Origin of the sequence: Achromobacter mucicolens (genome assembly GCF_029866465.1) — a bacterium.
In the GTDB taxonomy this organism is placed as follows: Bacteria; Pseudomonadota; Gammaproteobacteria; order Burkholderiales; family Burkholderiaceae_B; genus Achromobacter; species Achromobacter mucicolens.
Genome location: NZ_CP123364.1, coordinates 441786 through 458378 on the forward strand (window position 1 = coordinate 441786; position 16593 = coordinate 458378).

Consider the following 16593-nt stretch of genomic DNA (forward strand, 5'->3'; position numbering starts at 1 on the left):
TGACTGGACCCTGTGGGTTCTCGGGTAATGACGATTTCATCGCTGTTTCGTTTCATGTTCAAGAAAGCGGGCGTTTTTTTGGCGCTGGCGCTGGCGTTGACGGCTTGCTCGCCCAGTTACAACTGGCGCGAGATGGATGTGGCCGACGGCCACGTCCGCGCGGCGTTTCCTGCCCGGGTCTCGATCGAAACCCGCGATCTGAAGCTGGACACGCACGCCTTGCAGTTCACGCTGGCCAGCGCGACCGTTGGCGAAGCCGTGTTCGCCGTGGGATCGGCGCCCCTGCCGCCGGAGATCGCGGCCAGTCCCGCCGCCCGGCAGGCGCTGGGCATGGCCCTGATGCGATCGCTGTACACCAACATGCAGGCCCCGCCGCCCTCGGAATGGCCGCCGTACGGCGAGACGATCGAGGTGCGCGGCAAGGCAGTGGGCAAGCCCGGATGGCTGCACGCCAGGGTGTGGGTGACCGACTCCATGCTGATCGAGGCCGTGGCCGCCGGCACCGAGGAAAGCCTGCCCGCCGAGCGTGCGCGCGAATTCCTGCGGTCCGTCGTCATCAAGCCTTGAACTCGAGCAGCCCCAACCGCAGCGCCGCCACCACGGCAGCGCGCCGGCCCCGCACGCCAAGCCGGTTGCACGCGTTGCGCAGGTGGAAATTCACCGTGCTTTCGCTGACGCCCAATATGCGGGAGGTTTCCCAGCTGGTCTTGCCCGCGGCCGACCATTTCAGGCAGGCGGCCTGCCTGTCGGACAGATGCAAGGCGGCGCTTCGGACCGGACTGCGGTCGGCGCTGCGATCGGCGCAACGCGATGAGTGGGCAAGACTGCGCATCGGTGTGGCGGACATGGCGGCGAGGACGGGATGGCCCTTTTGTGAACAATGCGCCCATGCTGCTGCGACCGCCCCAGCGGGGGCAAGCAATGATGCCGTGACGCATCAATCTTTTTATCTCTGACGGAATAGTCCATGTTGGCCATCGCGCAGTTCTACCTGTCAGCCATTGTGCTGATGCTGCCCCTGCTTTCCTGCGTGGGAATCGGGCTTTTCTGGGGCAAGCGCGATCTCCCCTTCGGCGGCAACTTCATCACCACGCTGGTGACGTCCGTCACCACGCCGGCGCTGGTGTTTCATACCTTCGTCACCACCCATCTGGACGACCGGGCGCTGGCCGACGTGGCCGCCGCAACGCTGATCGCCCTGCTGCTGTGCGCGCTGATCAGCGCGGCGCTGCTCAAGGCCTGGAAGCTGCCCGTGCTGAGCCTGCTGCCCACGGCGTTCCTGCCCAATGCCGGCAACCTGGGGCTGCCCATTTCGCAGCTGGCCTTCGGCGATGCGGGGCTGTCCGTCGCGGTGGCGTTCTTTGCCGTGAATTCCTTCGTGATGCACACGATCGCGGTGCGCATGCTGCCCGGCGTGAACACCAAGGGAAGCTGGAAGAGTCCGATCCTGCTGGCTTCTGTGGTGGCGGTGGCGCTGCGCCTGCTGAACATTCCGGTGCCCGCGTGGATCATCGAGACGGCGCGCATGCTGGGCGCGGTGACCGTGCCGCTGATGCTGTTGAGCCTGGGCCATGCGCTGGCGCTCATTCCGTCGAACGGCGTGCGCGACGGCGCCAAGGTCGCCGCGATCCGGCTGGTGGTGGGGCTGGCGACGGGGGGGGCGGTGGTGTGGGCGCTGAACCTGGAGCCGGTGCTGGCCGGGGCGCTGACGCTGCAGATGGCCATGCCGTGCGCGGTGGTCAGCTACATGTACGCGCGGCGCTACACGCCGCTGGGCGACACCGCGGCGGGCGCCGTGCTGGTGTCCACCGTGGTGTTTCTGCTGCTGGCGCCGCTGATGCTGTGGTTCACCCACGGGCATTAAGCACGGGCATTAAGCACGGGCATTAAACACCGGCATCAGGGCGCCCCGGCGACGGGTCAGCCCGCGCCGGCCAGCGTGCGCAATTGCGTCATCAGCGCATCGGGCAGATCCAGTCCGTGCTTGACGGCCTCGTCGCGCAGCTTGCGGCGGCGGTCGCCCGGCAGGCGCACGTCCTCGTCTTCGAGCATCGCATCGACCAGCGTTTCCACGCGTTCCAGGTAGACGTCGTTGCCCGCCAACGCATTGGGGTCGATCGCCATGAACGCCTGTCCCAGCCGCGCCGGGCCGCCTTCGTCCACGAAGAACGACTCGTTCTCGTAGCCGAAGCGCGCGCCGGTCAGCGCGCAGGCCATGAGTTCCACGATGAGGGCCAGCATCGCGCCCTTGACGCCGCCCGCGGGCAGCATGCTGCCGGCCAAGCCCGCCTTCGGATCGGTGGTCGGCTGGCCGTCCGCGTCCAGCGCCCAGCCCAGCGGGATCGGCTGGTTGTCGCGCGCCGCGATCATGAGCTTGCCGCGCGCCACCTGCGACAGCGACAGGTCGATGACCAGCCGCGCGCCGCCACGGCGCGGGAAGATCGCCGCGATGGGGTTGGTGCCGAACAGCGGGCGCTTGCCGCCCCACGCGGGCATGGCGGCGGGTGAATTGCTGAGCGCCAGCCCGACCATGCCGGCGTCGGCCAGGGCTTCCAGGTGGTAAGCGGCCTCGCCGAAATGATGGCTGTTGGCCACGCCGACGAACGCCACGCCATGTTCGCGGGCGCGCACGGTGGCCTGCTCGACCGCCATGCCGCAAGCGGGGAAGGCCAGGCCCGAGCCGGCATCGATCAGCGCCGCACCGCCGCGTTCGTTCAGGATGCGCGGCACGGCCGAGCCGATGGCGCGGCCGGTGCGCAGGTGGCCAGCGTAGAATGGCACGCGCGACAGGCCGTGGGAGCTGAGCCCCTGGCTTTCCGCGAAGACCAGCGCGCGGGCGGTGCTGTCCGCCATGACCGGGTTGGCGCCGGCGGCGGCGAGACCCGCAGCGGCCAGGTGTTGAAGTTCGTCCAGATAGATGTGAGCCATATCCTTCCTGTCGTGTGAGGCGCGCCGCGCCTCGTCAGCGTGCGCGGGCGTCAAGCGCCATTGTCACACCGGCGGCCACCATGTCGGAAACGCGCGTGTTGGCCTCTTGCGTGAGGCCGGCGATGTGCGGCGTGAGGATCAGGTTCGGCGCGTCGGCCAGCGGGCCGCCCGCGGGCAGGGGTTCCTGCTCGAAGACGTCCAGCGCGGCGCCGCGCAGCCGCCCGGCGCGCAGCGCGGCCGCCAGCGCAGCCTCGTCCACGATGCCGCCGCGCGACGTGTTGATGAGGATGGCGCCGGGGCGCATGCGCGCGATGCGCGCCGCGTCCAGCAGGTGACGGGTCTCGGACGTGAGCGGCACATGCAGCGTCACGACGTCCGCCTGGCCCAGCAGCTCGTCCAGGGCCAGCGGCTCGGCGCCGGCTTCCTGCCACGCGGGATGGGAGGGCGGCAGGGCCGCATCGCTGCCCACGATGCGCATGCCCAGCCCGCGCGCAAGCTGGGCTGCCAGCCGGCCGATGCCCCCGAATCCCACCACGCCCAGCGTGCGGCCGTGCGCCTCCAGCCCCTGCGACAGCGCGGTGCGCGGCCAGGTGCCGGCCGCGACATCCGCCGTGGACGCATAGGCGCCGCGCAACAGCGACAGCATGGTGCCGATGACGTACTCGGCCACGGCGCGGGCGTTGGCGCCCGTGGCCGGAATGACCTTGATGCCGCGCGCCTCGCAGCCCGCCAGATCGATGTTGTCCAGCCCCACGCCCAGCCTGCCCACCGCAATCAGGCGCGGCGCCGCCGCCAGCAGTTCGGCGTTCACCTGGCTGCGGTTGCGCACGATGAGGGCGTCGGCATCCGCGGCGGCTTCAAGCAGCGCGGCGCGCTGCTCCACCAGCTCGGGGGCGTAGCGCACGTCGAACCGTTGCCGCAAGGCATCGACGGCGGGCGCGTCCATGAACTCCGAAATCAATACTCGCATCTGCCGGACTCCTCTTTGTGGGGGGCAGGGCGGCCGCTTCAGGCGACCTGGATGTTGGCGTCGCGGATGATCTTGGCCCAGCGGTCGACCTCGGACTTCAGGTAAGCGCCGAACTCCTTGGGGCCACGCGGCTGCGGTACGAAACCCAATTGCAGCAGGGCCTGCTGCATGGCGGGCTGCGAGACTTGCTTGACGATGGCGTCGCCGATCCGCTGGACCAGTTCCGGCGGGGTGCCAGCGGGCGCGAGCACGCCGGTGAAGTTCTCGACGATCAGGTCCGGCAGGCCGGCTTCGGCCGTGGTGGGCAGATCGGGCAGGTCCTTGCTGCGTTCGCGCGTGGTGATCGCCAGGGCGCGCAGCGACCCGTTCTTCACATGCGCCAGCGACTCGGGATAGTTCGAGAACACCACATCCAGGTGACCGCCGATCAGGTCCGTGAGCGATGGCGCGCCGCCCTTATACGGCACGTGCATCAGCGGCACGCCTGTGAGCTTCTGATACAGCGCCAGCGTCAGGTGCGGCGGCGTGCCGTTGCCGCTGGAACCGGCCGACAGGGCCTTGGCCTTGGCTGCGCGCGCCAGGTCGTCCATGGACTTGATGTTGCTCTTGGCGTTGACGACCACCATGATGGGCGAGGACGCCAGCCCGGCGAGCGGCGTCAGGTCGCGGGTCAGGTCGTAGCCGGCCTTGCCCGCGAACAGCGTGGCGTTGGCCGCGTGCGACAGGGTGATGGCCAGCCACGTGTAGCCATCGGGCGCGGCGTGCGACACATGCGCCGCGCCGATGTTGGCGCTGCCGCCCGGCTTGTTCTCGATCACCACGTTCCAGCGTTCGGCATCCGCCAGGGCCTTGCCCACCTGGCGTGCGGCCACGTCGGTCAGGCCGCCCGGCGGAAAAGGCACCACGTAGTTGATGGGACGCTCGGGCCATGCGCCTTTCTGCGCCAGCGCCCGTTCCCACGGGGCCAGCGCACAGAGGCCGGCGGCGCCCAGGGCGCCCAGCAGGCGACGGCGCTGCGCATCTTTCAGGGGGTAATGCGGTTCGCTACTCATCTGTCTTCCTCCTTGGGGATAACGCCCGGGTAGGAATGCGTACGCCTTTGCTGCCGCGGACTGCGCCCGGGTCTGCAGGTTCTTGTCGTTGATGTTGCGATGATGCCGCGAGGGACGGCCGGCGCGTTCTCCTTGGCGCGCCGGCCGGCATGCGCGCTAGGCGCTTTCGAAGATCCGCGTAAGGACGAATTCGCGGTGGCCCAGGGCCTCGGCCGCGGTCCACCGGCCATTGGCGGTGGCCAGCATGCATTCCAGCAGCTTGTCGCCGGCCTGGTTCAGGTCGATCTCGCGCTGCAAGAGGCCGCTGGTGTCCACGTCGATGTGTTCGGACATCGTGCGCACCGTGCGCGGATTGGCGCAGATCTTGATGACCGGCAGGATCGGGTTGCCGATGACGTTGCCCTGGCCGGTGGGGAAGAAGTGCACGGCGTAGCCGGAGGCGGCGCACAGCGTGACCATTTCCGCCGCGGCCGAGGACGAGTCCATGAACCACAAGCCGGGGCCGTCGGGGATCTCGGCCTTGTCGATCACGCCGTCAACGCGGCATTTCTTGCCGATCTTCTGGATGTTGCCCAGCGCCTTTTCCTCGATGGTGGTCAGGCCCCCGGCGATGTTGCCCTTGGTGGGCTGGGATTCGGACAGGTCGCTGGTCTTCCAGCGGTCGATCATGGCCTGGTAGCGGTCGAACATGAACATGAAGCGCTCGCGCACGGCGTCGTTCGCGCAGCGCTCGGCGACGATGTGCTCGCCGCCGGTCAGTTCCGAGGTTTCGCCAAAGACCAGCGTGGAGCCCAGTTCATAGAGCTTGTCGAACGCATTGCCCACCGTGGGATTGGCGCCGCAGCCGGACGTGGTGTCGGATTCGCCGCACTTGGTGGAGACCCACAGATCGGAGATGGGGCATTCGCTGCGCGTGAGCGCGGTGGCGTAATGCACGTATTCCTTGGCGCAGCGGGAGGCGCGCATGATGGTGTCGTGGTCGCCGTGCAGTTCGATGGAAAAGCCCATGACTGGCTTGCCGGTGGCGGCAATGCCGTCGACGACGCGCTTGGTCCAGCCTTCCTCGATGCCGATCACGACCACGGCGGCCACGTTGGGGTTACAGCCGGTGCCGATCAGCGTGCGAAAGTGCAGTTCAAGATCTTCGCCGAATTGCAGCCGGCCGTAAGGATGAGGCAGGGCAAGGGTGCCCTTGATATTGTTGGCGACGGCCTCGGCCGCGGCGTTGGAGATGTCGTCCACGGGCAGGACGATGACGTGGTTGCGCACGCCGACGCGGCCATTGTCGCGGCGATAGCCTTGGAAGGTGGTCTGGGCAGTGATGATGGACATGGTGGGTTCCTGTGCGATGGACGGGCGCTTACCAGCGCTTGGTCTTGATGTTGTGCACGTGGGCGTGCTGGCCGGCCTTGATGGGCGCCACCACGCGGCCGATATCGACGCCGTACTTGAAGACGGTGTCGCCCACGGCCATGTCCTTCATCGCGACCTTGTGGCCGATGGGAATGTCCTGCGACGCGCGCACATGGATGATCTTGTCCTCATCCATGATCCAGGCGTTCAGCTCCGTTCCGGCGGTCAGGCCCTCCACCACGGCGACCGCCACCGTGTCCTTCGCATCGTGCAATACGGCGTGAATCATTGTCTTCCTCTCTGGGGTCAGGGCGCCGCCCGGGTGCTGCTTGCGGCGCGGATCACAACGGCCAGGAAATCTTAGGCCCGGCTTTTTTCAAAGTCAACTAAATCATATATATGAATTAGATGACTTGAGCGGGCGGCCGTTGCGCCGCTACACTGGAGGTCCTTGATTTTTGCGATGCACCCATGAACACCAGCCTGTCACCGACTGTGCCTTTGGGCAGTCCCTTGTACGAACAGGTCAAGCAGGCCGTGCTTGCCGCGCTGGCGCAAGGCGAGTGGAAGCAGGGCGAGGCGATTCCTCCGGAAAAGCATCTGGCCGAGCGGTTCGGCGTGTCGATCGGCACGCTGCGCAAGGCCATCGACGAGCTGGCCGCCGAGAACATCCTGGTGCGGCATCAGGGGCGCGGCACCTACGTTGCGGTGCATACGCGCAACCATCACTTCTTCAAGTTTTTTCGCATCGTCGGGCAGGACGGCAGCAAGTCCTATCCCACCACGGAACTGCTGCGCTTTCGCCGCGTGAAGGCCTCTGCCGTGGCGCGCGAAAAGCTGGCGCTGCCCGCAGGCGCGTACGTTTTCGAGTTCCTGAATGTGCTGTCGCTCAACGGCGACGTGGTGATGGCCGACGACGTGTGCCTGCCCGAATCGCGCTTTCCGGGGCTGCTGGAAGCGCACCTGCGCGAGCGCACCAGCACGCTCTACGCGCTGTACCAGGACCTGTTCGGCGTCAACGTCATCGCCACCGACGAGCGGCTGCGGACCTGCCTGGCCGAGCGCACGCACGCACGCTGCCTGGGCGTGGCCGAAGGCAGCGCGCTCTTGGAGATCCGCCGCATCGCGTTTTCCTATAACCGCCAGCCCGTGGAATGGCGCGTGTCGCGCGTGAACACCGAACGCTACGAGTACCTGGGACAGGAACCCTGGGAGGCCGGCGCCTGAGCCGGCCGCGAGGGGGATTGCCGTCTTGCGCGCCTGGGCAACGCGCAGTTGTCGCGGCCCGTGGGGCTTGCTGCCCGTGCGCCAAGCAGTGCTAGAATTCCTGCCGCACTATCCAATTTTCGGCGCCGATTTGCCTGATCCGCTTGCGGGCGCCTTCCAATAAATCCAGCTAAAGAGGTCCGTATGACCACTCCTGCCCAGAATTTGGCCGGTGATTCGGCCAGCGGGTTCGTTCCCGCAACCGTCACGACGTCCGATACCGTTGATCCCGGTTCGGTCGGCCTCGTCTCCCCCACCTTCATCCGTTTCGATGAGCCGCTGCCCTTGCTGAGCGGCCAGTCGCTTGCGTCGTACGAGCTGGCGGTCGAAACCTACGGCACGCTCAATGCGCAGCGCACCAATGCCGTGCTCATCTGCCACGCGCTCAATGCCTCGCACCACGTTGCAGGCCAGGCCGCCGACAATCCCAGCGACCTGGGCTGGTGGGACAACATGGTGGGACCCGGCAAGCCGGTGGACACTAATATCTTTTTCGTGATCGGGGTCAACAACCTGGGCTCGTGCTTCGGCTCGACCGGGCCGGCCAGCATCAATCCCGAGACCGGCAAGCCCTGGGGCGCCGCGTTCCCGGTGCTGACGGTCGAAGACTGGGTGCGGGCGCAGGCGCGGGTGGCGGACCACTTCGGCATCGAGCGCTTCGCGGCCGTGATGGGCGGATCGCTGGGCGGCATGCAGGCCCTGAGCTGGTCGATCACCTTGCCCGAGCGCGTGGCCAACTGCATCGTCATCGCCAGCACGCCGCGCCTGTCGGCGCAGAACATCGGCTTTAACGAAGTGGCCCGGCGCGCCATCATCACCGACCCGGATTTCCACGGCGGCGACTACTACGCGCAGGACACCGTGCCGCGCCGCGGCCTGTCGGTCGCGCGCATGATCGGCCACATCACGTACCTGTCCGACGACGACATGGCCGAGAAATTCGGCCGCGCCCAGCGCGCGCCCGCCGAAAACGGCGCCTACCGCTACGGCTACGACGTCGAATTCGAGGTGGAGTCGTACCTGCGCTACCAGGGCGAAAAGTTCACGCGCTATTTCGACGCCAACACCTACCTGCTCATCACGCGCGCGCTGGACTACTTCGATCCGGCGCGCACCACGGGCGGTGACCTGGCCCGTGCGCTGGCGCCCGCCAAGTCCAACTTCCTGCTGGTGTCGTTCTCGACCGATTGGCGCTTTCCGCCGGAACGGTCGCGCGAGATCGTGCGCGCGCTGCTCAAGAACGCCAGCCCCGTCACGTACGCCGAGATCGACGCGCCGCACGGCCACGACGCCTTCCTGCTCGAAGACGCCCGCTACCACGCGGTCGTGCGCGGCTACTACGAACGCATCGCACGCGAGCTGGGCCTTGAGGCTCAGTTGACCGAAGGATCTGCCCAATGACTCCCGTGACCCCTCGCTATGCCCACGGCGCGCTGCGGCCCGACCTGGCGCGTATCGCCAGCTGGATCGAACCGGGCAGCCGCGTCCTGGACCTGGGCTGTGGCGACGGCGCCCTCCTGGCGCATCTGCGCGATCATCGCCAGGTCAAGGGCGCCGGCGTCGAGCTCGACGACACCTGCGTGATCGCCTGCGTGCGCCGCGGCGTCGAGGTCATCCAGCAGAACCTGGAAGACGGCCTGGCGCTCTTTGACGACAAGCAGTTCGACACCGTCGTGCTGTCGCAGACGTTGCAGTCCATGCACCGCACCGAACACATCCTGCGCGAAATGGCGCGGGTGGCGCGTTACGGCGTGGTGTCGTTTCCCAACTTCGGCTACTGGCCGCACGGCTGGGCCATCCTGCGCGGCCGCATGCCCGTGACGGGGCAGATGCCCTACCAGTGGTACAACACGCCCAACATCCACCTATGCACGCTGCGCGACTTCGAACAGCTGGCCGGCGAAGTGGGCCTGCGCATCCTGGAGCGCGCCACGTTCAACGAAGGCAAGGAAGTGAAGGCGTTCCCAAGCTGGCGCAGCACGCTTGCGGTGTACCGCTTCGCATCCCCCTGACATTCCGACACGCATCCTCCTGACGGCACGGGGCAACAGGCCCTAAAATGCCGGCACGCCCGCGGCCAGCATCTGCAACGCCGCCGGCCTAGTCTCAGGAGACCGTCATCACCGCTGTATCCAACGTCTACACCAGCCCGCGCGTTGCCCCCTTGCTGGTCCTGGGCTTTGCCAGCGGGCTGCCGCTGGCCCTGACCAGCGGCACATTGCAGGCCTGGGCCACCGTCGAAGGCGTGCCGCTGCAGGAAATCGGTTTCCTCACCCTGGTAGGCACGGCCTACACCATCAAATTTCTCTGGGCGCCGCTGGTGGACCGTTTTGCGCCGCCGCTGCTGGGCCGGCGACGCGGCTGGATGCTGGTCACGCAGGTGCTGCTGGCGGCGGCGATCCTGGCGATGGGCGCGCTGTCGCCGTCGTCGGCGCTGATGCCGCTGGCGCTCTTGGCCGTGCTGGTCGCCTTTCTTTCCGCCACGCAGGACATCGCCTTCGATGCCTATTGCACGGACGTGCTGCGCAAGGAGGAACGCGGGGCGGGCGCGGCCATCAAGGTCATGGGCTACCGGCTGGCCATGATCGTGTCGGGCGGCCTGGCGCTCATCATGGCGGACCAATGGATCGGGTGGGGCAACACCTACATGGTGATGGGCGGGCTGATGCTGCTGTGCGCGCTTGCCACGCTGTGGGCGCCCGAACCCGAACACGTCGCGCGCGCGCCCCGCAGCCTGCGCGAGGCGGTCGCCGAACCCCTGCATGAGTTCTTCACACGCCGCGGCGCGCTGGCAGTGTTGCTGTTGATCGTGCTGTACAAGCTGGGCGACGCGTTCGCCGGCGCGTTGTCCACCACCTTCCTCATCCGCGGCGCGGGCTTCACGCCCACCGAAGTGGGTACGGTGAACAAGGTGCTGGGGCTGGCGGCGACGATCATCGGCGCGCTGGCGGGCGGATCCCTGATGGCGCGGTGGGGGCTGTACCGGTCGCTGATGGCCTTTGGCCTCTTGCAGGCGGTGTCGAACCTGGCGTACTGGCTGATCGCGGTCAGTCCGAAGAATCTGTGGCTGATGGCCACCGGCGTGGGCATTGAAAACCTGTGCGGCGGGCTGGGCACGGCGTCTTTCGTGGGCCTGTTGATGGCCCTGTGCCGCCAGCGGTTCTCGGCCACGCAATTCGCGCTGCTGTCGGCGTTGTCAGCCGTGGGGCGCACCTACCTGGCCGGGCCGCTGACGCCGCCGCTGGTCAATCACCTGGGGTGGCCGGGGTTCTTCCTGCTGACGGTGGTGATCGCCATCCCGGGGCTGGTGCTGCTGAAGATCCTGCGCGGCACGATCGACACCATGGAAAAGCAGGGCGACGCGTAGCGCGTAAGTTGAAGGCAGACCAAAAAAAGGCGGCGCGTGGGCGCCGCCTTTTGCTTGGCCAGGATTACTCTTCGCCGCTCAGCCGCACGATCAGCACATCGCTGGGCAGGGATTCCAGCAGCCGCTCGGCCACGCTGCCGATGGCGGTGCGCAAGATGCCGGTGCGGCCATGGGTGCCCGTGACGACCAGATCGGAGCGATGGTTGAAGGAGTAATCGGCCAGCACGGTTTCGGGCTGGCCGGCTTCCAGCACCACCTTGGTCGGGCGGCCCTTGGGCAGTTCGGGCGTTTCGGCGATGAAGCGCTCGGCGCACTGTTCGGCGGTTCGGTAGAGGTTGTCCACGACCGCGTCGTCAGGCTTGGTCACGCCCTGGAACGGCACTTCGTAGGCATTGAACAAGGTGATGTCGGCATTGGGCACCAGTTGCAGCGCGGCGCGCAGCGCCTGGCGCGAGCCGTCCGAGAAATCGGTGGCGACCAGCACGTCGCGGTAGGGGCGGCGCGGACGGTTCTTGACGACCAGCACGGGTTGGCGCGCCTGGCGGGCCAGTTTTTCGACCGTGGTGCCCAGCAGCAGCCGGCCCAGCGTTTCCTGGCGGGCAATGCCGGCCACGATCAGCGAGCAGCCGAAGGTGTCGGCGGTTTCCATGATGCTGGCGACGGGCTCGCCCTTGGTGACGACGACTTCGGCGGGCACGTTGGCGGCGGCCACGTCTTCGGCCAATTCACGTTCGACAAGGGCCTTGTGGTCGGGCGACAGGCGGCGCCATACCGGCGTGGTGAGCGGCGTGGCATGGGATTCCATGACATGCAGCATGATCAGCTTGGTGTTCAGTTCCTTGGTCAACTGCAAGGCGCGGTCGAGGGCTCGGTCGCCGCGCGCACTGAGGTCGGTGGCCAGAAGTATGGGGCCAACTTGCTGTGTCATACCTAATCTCCCGGTTACGGCCAGAGAGGCGGCTCCCGCGTCCGCGCTGCCTGGCCCAATAGCGCCCGGTCGGGCACGTCTCCATTGTCTCGCCGCGAAACGAGATGGGGCTTGATCGCAATCAACACAGCTCCGAGGGTACGGGATGATGCGCGCGCAGGCAATGGCGCGCGCGCCGGCAAGGCTCAATACAATGAGGCCTGCCAACGCTACCGCCCAACCCATGTTCACCGATCTTTCGCCCGCCCTGCTGCACACGCTGTACCTGGTCGCCATCGTCGCCGAAGCCATGACGGCTGCTCTTTCGGCGGGGCGGCGCGACATGGACTGGATGGGCGTCTGCATCATCGCGTGCGTGACGGCGCTGGGCGGCGGTTCGTTGCGCGACGTGCTGCTGGGGCACTATCCGCTGACTTGGGTCGTGCATCCCGAATACCTGTGGATGACGGGCGGCGCGGCGATCCTGACCGCGCTGATCGCGCCGGTCATGCGCCGGCTGCGCAGCGTGTTCCTCTTGGCCGATGCGCTGGGGCTGGTGGCTTTCACGGTGATTGGCTGCCAGGTGGCGCAGATGATGCAGCTGCCGATCACCGTAGTGCTGATCAGCGGCATGATCACCGGGTGCGCCGGCGGGGTGCTGCGCGATGTGCTCTGCAACGAGGTCCCGCTGCTGTTCCGCAAGGAGCTGTACGCCAGCGTGTCGCTGGTGACCGGCGCGCTGTATCTGGGCTCGATGGCGCTCGGGCTGTCGGCCAATGCGTCGGTGCCCATCGCGCTGGCGGCGGGCCTCACCATGCGCCTCATGGCCCTGCGCTTCAACTGGCAAATGCCCAAGTTCGTCTACCGCGACGACTGGCACTGATCCCCGCATCGTCAGACAACGCCGTCCCTCGCGGGCAGGCACACGGCCGTCTTTTGAGTATGAAACATTATTTCTACTTGTGTTTCAAGAGATTTCGAGTATCTTGTCACGGTCTCATGTCATGCGTAGTCGCAGTAAAAGGGGAGCCGATTGGACGTCAAAGCGCCCGCCACGATTCCGTATTTCCTACAGGAACAGATTCGTGAGTTGATAGTGAACGGCACTATCCGGCCCGGACAGCCGTTACGGGAACAGGAACTGGAGCAGCGCTTCGGCACCAGCCGCAGCCCCATCCGGGAGGCGCTGCGCCTGCTGGAGCTGAGCGGCCTGGTCACGCACATCCAGCGCAAGGGCTTCCGGGTCACGCTCTATACCGAAACCCAGATCCGCCATCTGTACATGCTGCGTGCGGAACTGGAGGCGTATTGCATCCGGCAGGTCGCCGAGATGCCCGACGTCGGGCCGCTGGTGGCTGAACTTGGCACGTTGCACGAGGCCATCGTCGCCGCGATGGGCCGTCAGGACGCGCGCGGTTTCATCTCGGCCTCGCGCGACTTCTATCTGGCCGCGGCGCGCTACACCGGCAACGCGCCGTTGACCAGCATGCTCAGCAAACTGTACGAACAGATCGAACCGCTGGGCTACATGCTGGCCCGGCAATCGCTCGAAGCCAATACGATCCCGTCCTACACGGAAGGCATCATCCAGGCGCTCGGCAGCCGGGATTTCGACCGCGCCGCCGGACTGACCCGCAAGTACGTGGTGGAAGTGCTGCCGGAGATCCTGGGCGCTTACCGCGAGGCGTCGCTGGACGCCGCTTAGGAAGAGGCCTGCGCGCGCGCCTTCAGGCGCGAGGCGGCGTGCGCACCTCGATGCCGGCCTGCGTCAAGGCGCGCCGGATGCCATCGACAAAGACCAGCGCATTGGGCTGGTCTCCGTGGATGCACAGGGTGTCGGCCTGCACCGGCACATCCTTGCCGTCAACCGACCGTACCAGGCCTTCGCGCGCCATGCGCACGACCTGTGCGACCGCGACGTCCACGTCCTCGATCATGGCGCCCGCGCGCGTGCGCGGCGTCAGCGAGCCATCGTCCTGATAGGAGCGGTCCGCGAAGACTTCGCTGGCGCACGCCAGGCCGATGGCGCGGGCCGCGTCGATCAGCTTGCTGCCGGCCAGTCCGTACAGGATCAGCGACGCATCCACATCCTTGACCGCCTGGCAGATCGCCTTTGCCAGCGGCTCATCCTTGGCCGCCATGTTGTAGAGCGCGCCGTGCGCCTTCACGTGATGCAGGCGGGCGCCTTGCGAGGCCGCGACACCCGCCAGCGCGCCGATCTGATAGACGACGATGTCGTAGGCTTCGTCGGGGCTGATCTGGATGACGCGGCGGCCGAAACCGGCCAGGTCCTGCAGGCTGGGATGGGCCCCCAGCGCAACGCCCCGGGCCAGCGCGGCGGCCACCGTCTTGCGCATGGTGGCCGGGTCGCCGCCATGGAAACCACAGGCAATGTTGGCCGAGCTGACGTACTGCAGCACGGCCGCGTCGTTGCCCATGGTCCAGGCGCCATAGCTTTCGCCCATGTCGCAGTTCAAGTCGATGCGGGTGGTCATGGCGGTTTCCTTTCTAGTTCAGCAGCGCGCGCAGCGGCGCAAGCGCGTCGTGCAATTGCGCGAACGCGCGTTCGCGCTCGCCGTCCAGGCGCTGCGCCTCGTCCAGCTCGATCCGCTGGAAACGCAGCACCTGGCCGGGTGCGGACTGCGCCAGCGCGGGCAGGTCCACGGTGGCGATCTGCGCGATCTTGGGATAGCCGCCGGTGGTTTGCCGGTCGGCCATGAGAATGATGGCTTCGCCGCCCGAGGGCACCTGCACGGTGCCAAAGCAGGCGGCCTCGGACAGCATCTGCCGCGGCTGATTCATGGTCAGCGGCCGGCCAAGCAGGCGGTAGCCCATGCGGTCGGACTGCGGACTGATGCGAAACTCGGATTCCAAAAAGGCGCGGCGGCTGGATTGCGAGAATTCGGGCCAGTGCACGCCGGGCAGGAAGCGGATGCATTCGCGCTGCTTGTTGCCCAGCGCCGCGGGCAGGTACACGCGCACCTGCCACAGCGCCTTTTGCAAGGCGGCGGTATTGCAGTCCGGCGCCAGTGGACTGCGCAGCGGAACGACGTCGCCCTTTGCCAGTGCGCGCCCCTGAAAACCGCCGAAACCGCTGCGCAGATACGTGGTCTCGCTGCCCATCACGGGCGTCAGCGCAAAACCGCCATGCACGGCCAGATACGCGCGCACGCCCGTTGCGGGCCGCGCCCCGAAGGCCAGCACGTCGCCGGGCCGCGCGATAAGCGGGCGCAACAGGGGAATGTCCTGGCCGTTCAGCGTGGCGCCCAGGTCGGCGCCGGCCAGCGCAAAGCAGGCCGGCGCGTCAAAGCGCAACGTGGGGCCGGTCAGCGTGATCTCCAGCGTGGCCGGATCGCCTTCGTTGCCCGCCAGGGCATTGGCCAGCCGGTGGGCGCGCTCGTCCATGGCGCCGGCTGCCGGAATGCCCTGATGCTGGTAGCCTTCGCGCCCGTGGTCCTGGAAGCTGGACAGCATGCCGGGCTTGATCACCGTCACGCTCATGGCCGGCTCCCCCGGATGCGGTCGAATTCGTCGGGCGTAATCGGCACGAACCGCACCGTGTCGCCGGGCTGCAGGAGCGCGGCGGGTTCCCGCGCGGGGTCGAACATGACGAGCGGCGTGGCGCCGATGATGTTCCAGCCACCGGGCAGCCGGTTCGGGTAGATCACGGTTTGCCGGTTGGCGATGGCCACCGCGCCGGCGGGCACGGCGGTGCGCGGCGACGGACGGCGGGGAATGTTCAGTTTTTCGTCGTGCACGCCGAGATAGGCGTGGCCGGGCGCAAACCCCAGCATGAACACCATGCTGCGCGGTTCGCTGTGCAACCGGATGACGTCTTCGGGCTTGATGCGGGCCGTGCGCGCGACCTCTTCCAGGTCGGGGCCGTGTTCGCCGCCATAGCAGACGGGGATGTCGACCTCGCGTCCCCCCGCGTCGGCGGTCGGGATGCCCTCGGCAAGCAGGGCCTGGATGTGCTCGGAGAGCGCCGCGTACGTGGGCCCTTCGCCATGTCCGCCCGGCCGGTAGTGCACGGCCACGGCGACGAAGGAGGGCACCACGTCGGTGACGCCCGGCAGCCGCGCGTCGCGCAGCTTGCGGGCCGCCGCCAGACAGGTCCGGCCAATGGCGGCATCGATGCGCTCGCCGAAGGAGACGATCAGGCAGCGGTCACCCTGGGGCAGGATGCGCCAGCGGGTTTCGGCCGGAGAAAGCGAATTGGAATTGACGTTCAACGGCACGAAACCTGTAGTGACGGGTTACTTGGCGAACAACGAATCCATGTTCTTGAACGCCTTGAATTCAAGCGCATTGCCCGACGGATCCAGGAAGAACATGGTGGCCTGCTCGCCGACCTCGCCCTTGAAACGGATGTAGGGCTCGATGACGAACTCGGTGCCGGCGTCGGTCAGTCGCTTGGCCATGGCTTCCCATTGTTCCATGGAAAGCACGGCGCCGAAATGGCGCACGGGCACATTGTGCGAATCCACCGCGCTGGTTGCCTTGTGGCCGCATTCGCTGGGCGCCAGGTGCGCCACGATCTGGTGGCCGTAGAAATTGAAGTCGATCCATTCGGACGAGCTGCGGCCCTCCGGACAGCCCAGCTTTTCGCCATAGAAGGCGCGGGCTTCGGCCAGGTCCCGCACGGGGAAGGCCAGGTGGAACGGCGGCAGGTTGGTTTGAGCGGACATGCAAGGCTCCGGGTCAGGCAAAAGAGGGTTATTCAGTTCAGCGAACGCCGCAATGTGTCGGC

The 16593-nt window shown here is 67.2% G+C and carries 19 protein-coding genes and 1 riboswitch; of the genes, 8 read left to right on the top strand and 11 right to left on the bottom strand.

What is annotated here, in order from left to right; translation table 11 throughout:
* Positions 1-27: 27 nt before the first annotated feature.
* The gene (locus QEP15_RS02020) at positions 28-567 is read left to right on the top strand and encodes a hypothetical protein (protein ID WP_152383263.1); all 540 of its coding nucleotides are present in this window, start codon (positions 28-30) and stop codon (positions 565-567) included.
* Here the strand turns inward: QEP15_RS02020 and QEP15_RS02025 are convergent.
* Positions 557-760 carry a helix-turn-helix domain-containing protein gene (locus QEP15_RS02025; protein WP_056327570.1) on the bottom strand — a complete coding sequence of 68 codons (204 nt, stop codon included), beginning with the start codon at positions 758-760 and terminating at the stop codon, positions 557-559. The genes QEP15_RS02020 and QEP15_RS02025 overlap by 11 nt on opposite strands.
* Positions 761-967: 207 nt before the next feature.
* Here QEP15_RS02025 and QEP15_RS02030 point away from each other — a divergent pair, with 207 nt between their 5' ends.
* Positions 968-1864, top strand: coding sequence for an AEC family transporter (locus tag QEP15_RS02030; RefSeq protein WP_056327569.1), 897 nt, complete (start codon positions 968-970; stop codon positions 1862-1864).
* Between the two features lie 56 nt (positions 1865-1920).
* Here QEP15_RS02030 and QEP15_RS02035 read toward each other — a convergent pair whose 3' ends face one another.
* From QEP15_RS02035 to QEP15_RS02055, 5 genes are all read right to left on the bottom strand, one after another.
* Entirely contained in the window at positions 1921-2928 is a 1008-nt protein-coding gene (locus QEP15_RS02035; protein WP_280148381.1) for an Ldh family oxidoreductase, read from the bottom strand.
* A gap of 34 nt (positions 2929-2962) precedes the next feature.
* Entirely contained in the window at positions 2963-3898 is a 936-nt protein-coding gene (locus QEP15_RS02040) for a hydroxyacid dehydrogenase (protein ID WP_152383265.1), read from the bottom strand.
* Positions 3899-3936: 38 nt separating this feature from the next.
* Positions 3937-4950, bottom strand: a complete 1014-nt coding sequence (locus QEP15_RS02045; protein WP_152383266.1) for a Bug family tripartite tricarboxylate transporter substrate binding protein — start codon at positions 4948-4950, stop codon at positions 3937-3939.
* A gap of 156 nt (positions 4951-5106) precedes the next feature.
* Entirely contained in the window at positions 5107-6282 is a 1176-nt protein-coding gene (locus tag QEP15_RS02050) for a UxaA family hydrolase (protein WP_056327565.1), read from the bottom strand.
* Positions 6283-6310: 28 nt separating this feature from the next.
* On the bottom strand, positions 6311-6592 hold the full coding sequence (locus QEP15_RS02055) for a UxaA family hydrolase (RefSeq protein ID WP_056327564.1): 282 nt from the start codon (positions 6590-6592) through the stop codon (positions 6311-6313).
* 182 nt (positions 6593-6774) lie between these two features.
* On the opposite strand from QEP15_RS02055, the gene QEP15_RS02060 reads away from it, so the two are divergent.
* From QEP15_RS02060 to QEP15_RS02075, 4 genes are all read left to right on the top strand, one after another.
* Positions 6775-7530 carry a GntR family transcriptional regulator gene (locus QEP15_RS02060; RefSeq protein WP_056327563.1) on the top strand — a complete coding sequence of 252 codons (756 nt, stop codon included), beginning with the start codon at positions 6775-6777 and terminating at the stop codon, positions 7528-7530.
* 112 nt (positions 7531-7642) lie between these two features.
* Positions 7643-7724, top strand: a riboswitch (SAM riboswitch).
* Entirely contained in the window at positions 7714-8970 is a 1257-nt protein-coding gene (metX, locus tag QEP15_RS02065) for a homoserine O-succinyltransferase MetX (RefSeq protein WP_175157386.1), read from the top strand. Its footprint overlaps the riboswitch before it by 11 nt.
* Positions 8967-9581 carry a methionine biosynthesis protein MetW gene (metW, locus tag QEP15_RS02070; protein WP_056327562.1) on the top strand — a complete coding sequence of 205 codons (615 nt, stop codon included), beginning with the start codon at positions 8967-8969 and terminating at the stop codon, positions 9579-9581. Before metX ends, metW begins: the two co-directional genes overlap by 4 nt.
* Before the next feature lie 152 nt (positions 9582-9733).
* Positions 9734-10936, top strand: coding sequence for a muropeptide transporter (locus tag QEP15_RS02075; RefSeq protein ID WP_254636832.1), 1203 nt, complete (start codon positions 9734-9736; stop codon positions 10934-10936).
* 64 nt (positions 10937-11000) lie between these two features.
* On the opposite strand, the gene QEP15_RS02080 is transcribed toward QEP15_RS02075, so the two are convergent.
* A complete protein-coding gene (locus QEP15_RS02080; RefSeq protein ID WP_152383267.1) occupies positions 11001-11864 on the bottom strand; it encodes a universal stress protein in 864 nt (287 codons plus the stop codon).
* 223 nt (positions 11865-12087) lie between these two features.
* Between QEP15_RS02080 and QEP15_RS02085 the strand changes: the two genes are divergently transcribed.
* On the top strand, positions 12088-12726 hold the full coding sequence (locus tag QEP15_RS02085) for a trimeric intracellular cation channel family protein (protein ID WP_056327560.1): 639 nt from the start codon (positions 12088-12090) through the stop codon (positions 12724-12726).
* Between the two features lie 150 nt (positions 12727-12876).
* Positions 12877-13548 (top strand): GntR family transcriptional regulator, encoded by a 672-nt coding sequence (locus QEP15_RS02090; protein ID WP_056327559.1) that lies wholly within the window; start codon positions 12877-12879, stop codon positions 13546-13548.
* A gap of 22 nt (positions 13549-13570) precedes the next feature.
* Here the strand turns inward: QEP15_RS02090 and QEP15_RS02095 are convergent, their stop codons facing one another.
* The 4 genes from QEP15_RS02095 to QEP15_RS02110 are packed head-to-tail and all read right to left on the bottom strand — an operon-like array spanning position 13571 to position 16531.
* Positions 13571-14338 carry a LamB/YcsF family protein gene (locus QEP15_RS02095; protein ID WP_280148382.1) on the bottom strand — a complete coding sequence of 256 codons (768 nt, stop codon included), beginning with the start codon at positions 14336-14338 and terminating at the stop codon, positions 13571-13573.
* A gap of 13 nt (positions 14339-14351) precedes the next feature.
* A complete protein-coding gene (locus QEP15_RS02100; RefSeq protein ID WP_152383269.1) occupies positions 14352-15344 on the bottom strand; it encodes a 5-oxoprolinase subunit C family protein in 993 nt (330 codons plus the stop codon).
* The gene (gene pxpB, locus QEP15_RS02105) at positions 15341-16075 is read right to left on the bottom strand and encodes a 5-oxoprolinase subunit PxpB (protein WP_152383270.1); all 735 of its coding nucleotides are present in this window, start codon (positions 16073-16075) and stop codon (positions 15341-15343) included. The genes QEP15_RS02100 and pxpB overlap by 4 nt, the downstream gene beginning before the upstream one ends.
* A gap of 24 nt (positions 16076-16099) precedes the next feature.
* The gene (locus QEP15_RS02110; protein WP_056327555.1) at positions 16100-16531 is read right to left on the bottom strand and encodes a VOC family protein; all 432 of its coding nucleotides are present in this window, start codon (positions 16529-16531) and stop codon (positions 16100-16102) included.
* Positions 16532-16593 lie beyond the last annotated feature (62 nt).

Coding starts and splice junctions, on each gene's coding strand:
- QEP15_RS02020 (WP_152383263.1), top strand. CDS start 28: ATGACGATTTCATCGCTGTTTCGTTTCATGTTCAAGAAAGCGGGCGTT.
- QEP15_RS02030 (WP_056327569.1), top strand. CDS start 968: ATGTTGGCCATCGCGCAGTTCTACCTGTCAGCCATTGTGCTGATGCTG.
- QEP15_RS02035 (WP_280148381.1), bottom strand. CDS start 2,928: ATGGCTCACATCTATCTGGACGAACTTCAACACCTGGCCGCTGCGGGT.
- QEP15_RS02040 (WP_152383265.1), bottom strand. CDS start 3,898: ATGCGAGTATTGATTTCGGAGTTCATGGACGCGCCCGCCGTCGATGCC.
- QEP15_RS02045 (WP_152383266.1), bottom strand. CDS start 4,950: ATGAGTAGCGAACCGCATTACCCCCTGAAAGATGCGCAGCGCCGTCGC.
- QEP15_RS02050 (WP_056327565.1), bottom strand. CDS start 6,282: ATGTCCATCATCACTGCCCAGACCACCTTCCAAGGCTATCGCCGCGAC.
- QEP15_RS02055 (WP_056327564.1), bottom strand. CDS start 6,592: ATGATTCACGCCGTATTGCACGATGCGAAGGACACGGTGGCGGTCGCC.
- QEP15_RS02060 (WP_056327563.1), top strand. CDS start 6,775: ATGAACACCAGCCTGTCACCGACTGTGCCTTTGGGCAGTCCCTTGTAC.
- metX (WP_175157386.1), top strand. CDS start 7,714: ATGACCACTCCTGCCCAGAATTTGGCCGGTGATTCGGCCAGCGGGTTC.
- metW (WP_056327562.1), top strand. CDS start 8,967: ATGACTCCCGTGACCCCTCGCTATGCCCACGGCGCGCTGCGGCCCGAC.
- QEP15_RS02080 (WP_152383267.1), bottom strand. CDS start 11,864: ATGACACAGCAAGTTGGCCCCATACTTCTGGCCACCGACCTCAGTGCG.
- QEP15_RS02085 (WP_056327560.1), top strand. CDS start 12,088: ATGTTCACCGATCTTTCGCCCGCCCTGCTGCACACGCTGTACCTGGTC.
- QEP15_RS02095 (WP_280148382.1), bottom strand. CDS start 14,338: ATGACCACCCGCATCGACTTGAACTGCGACATGGGCGAAAGCTATGGC.
- QEP15_RS02100 (WP_152383269.1), bottom strand. CDS start 15,344: ATGAGCGTGACGGTGATCAAGCCCGGCATGCTGTCCAGCTTCCAGGAC.
- QEP15_RS02110 (WP_056327555.1), bottom strand. CDS start 16,531: ATGTCCGCTCAAACCAACCTGCCGCCGTTCCACCTGGCCTTCCCCGTG.